General features: G+C 71.4%; 3 protein-coding genes. All 3 read right to left on the reverse strand.

Features of this window, described 5'->3' with window-relative positions:
* A partial coding sequence (locus ABZ624_RS42725) for an iron-containing alcohol dehydrogenase (RefSeq protein WP_360101092.1) occupies nt 1–548 on the reverse strand: 548 nt, incomplete at its 3' end.
* The gene (locus tag ABZ624_RS42730; protein ID WP_360101095.1) at nt 545–1,027 is read right to left on the reverse strand and encodes a shikimate kinase; all 483 of its coding nucleotides are present in this window, start codon (nt 1,025–1,027) and stop codon (nt 545–547) included. The genes ABZ624_RS42725 and ABZ624_RS42730, both read right to left, overlap by 4 nt.
* A gap of 32 nt (nt 1,028–1,059) precedes the next feature.
* Nucleotides 1,060–2,244 (reverse strand): chorismate synthase, encoded by a 1,185-nt coding sequence (aroC, locus tag ABZ624_RS42735; RefSeq protein WP_360101098.1) that lies wholly within the window; start codon nt 2,242–2,244, stop codon nt 1,060–1,062.
* Between the last annotated feature and the right edge of the window lie 11 nt (nt 2,245–2,255).

Below are 2,255 nucleotides of genomic sequence, written 5' to 3' on the forward strand. Positions count from 1 at the left end.
ACGTAGTCGTTGACCGGGAGGGAGTCCAGCGCGGCCAGGTCGCACAGCACTCCGGCCGGCGGGTGGAAGGCGCCCACCAGGTTCTTGCCCTCGGCGGTGTTGATACCGGTCTTGCCGCCGACCGCCGCGTCCACCATCGCCAGCACCGTGGTCGGAACCGCGATCCAGCGCACCCCGCGCAGCCAGGTCGCCGCCACGAACCCCGCCACGTCCGTGGTCGCACCCCCGCCCACCCCCACGATCACATCCGAGCGGGTGAAATTCGACTGGCCCAGCGCCTTCCAGCAGTAGGCGGCGACCTCCGCGGTCTTGGCCTCCTCGGCGTTGGGCACCTGGATCGCTACCGCCTCATAGCCCTGCCCGGCCAGATCCGCGCGCAGCGCGTCACCGGTCTCGGCCAGCGCCTGCGGGTGGATCACCGCGACCCGCCTGGCCCTGGGCCCGACCAAGGCGGCCAGCTCACCGAGGAGTTGCCGGCCCACCAGCACCTCGTACGGCTCGGTGCCCGCGCTGCCGGCGACCTGGATCCGGGTGACTGACTCGCTCATGCCTGCTTCAACTCCACTGCGTCCAGCACTGCTTGGGTGACCTCTTCGGGGGTGCGGCCGTCGGTCGCGACGACGACGGCGGCGACCTCCTCGTACAGGTGCCGCCTCGCCTCCATCAGCTCCCGCCACTGCCTGCGCGGGTTGACCGCGAGCAGCGGCCGGGCCACGTTCAGGCCCGTGCGCCGGACGGCCTCCTCCACGTCCATCGACAGGTAGACCACCCGCTGCCCGGCCAGCAGCCCACGCGTGTCCGCGTCCAGGACCGCACCGCCGCCCAGTGCCACCACCCCGTCGTGCTCGGCGAGCGCGGCGCGCACCGCCCGCTTCTCGACCGCCCGGAAGACCGGCTCGCCCTCGTCGACGAAGATCTCCGCGATGGTGCGGCCCTCGGCGGCCACGATGTCCTCATCCGTGTCCCGGTAACCGACACCCAGCCGCTCGGCCAGCAGCCGGCCGACGGTGGACTTGCCCACCCCCATCGGACCGACCAGGACGACCGCAGGCACGGCACTCACCGGATCTGCAGATTCTCGAGGAAGGACCGCACATTGCGGCGGGTCTCGGGCACGGAGTCGCCGCCGAACTTCTCCGCGACCGCGTCCGCCAGGACCAGCGCCACCATCGCCTCGGCGACGATGCCCGCGGCCGGCACCGCCGACACGTCCGAACGCTGATGGTGCGCCTGGGCCTCCTCGCCGGTGGTGACGTCCACCGTCTTCAGGGCGCGGGGCACGGTCGCGATCGGCTTCATCGCCGCCCGCACCCGCAACAGCTCACCCGTGCTCAGACCACCCTCCGTACCACCGGACCGGCCGGAGAGGCGCCGGATGCCCCCGGGCGTGCTGACGATCTCGTCGTGCGCCCTGGAACCCGGCACCCGGGCCAGCTCGAAACCGTCACCGACCTCCACACCCTTGATCGCCTGGATACCCATCAGCGCACCCGCCAGACGCGCGTCCAGCCTGCGATCCCAGTGCACATGCGAGCCCAGCCCCACCGGAACGCCGTACGCCAGCACCTCCACCACACCACCCAGCGTGTCACCGTCCTTGTGCGCCTGGTCGACCTCCGCGACCATCGCCTTGGAGGCATCCGCGTCCAGACAACGCAACGGATCCGCGTCCAGCCTCTCCACATCGGCCGGCGTGGGATACACACCGGCCGGGGCCTTCACCGAACACAGCTCCACGACATGCGAGACGATCTCGATACCCGCCGTCTCCTTCAGATACGAGCGCGCCACCGCGCCCAGCGCCACCCGCGCCGCCGTCTCCCGGGCCGAGGCACGCTCCAGGATCGGCCGGGCCTCATCGAAACCGTACTTCTGCATCCCCGCCAGGTCGGCATGGCCGGGACGCGGCCGGGTCAACGGCGCATTACGCGCCAGCCCGTCCAGAATCTCGGCGTCGACCGGATCGGCCGCCATGACCTGCTCCCACTTGGGCCACTCGGTGTTCCCCACCATGACCGCCACCGGGGAACCCAGGGTCAGCCCGTGCCGGACACCACCCAGGAAGGTCACCTCGTCCCGCTCGAACTTCATCCGCGCACCACGGCCATACCCCAGCCGCCGCCGCGCCAGGTGATCCGCCACCATCTCCGTGGTGACCGGCACGCCGGCGGGAAGACCCTCCAGCGTCGCGACAAGTGCCGGACCATGGGACTCCCCCGCGGTCAGCCAACGCAGCCTGCTCAACGGTGCTCCTC

This window comes from Streptomyces sp. NPDC007205, assembly GCF_040634095.1.
Lineage (GTDB): Bacteria > Actinomycetota > Actinomycetes > Streptomycetales > Streptomycetaceae > Streptomyces.

Excerpts from the sequence above, each read along its gene's own strand:
- ABZ624_RS42730 (WP_360101095.1), bottom strand. The coding sequence starts at position 1,027 with ATGGGGGTGGGCAAGTCCACCGTCGGCCGGCTGCTGGCCGAGCGGCTG.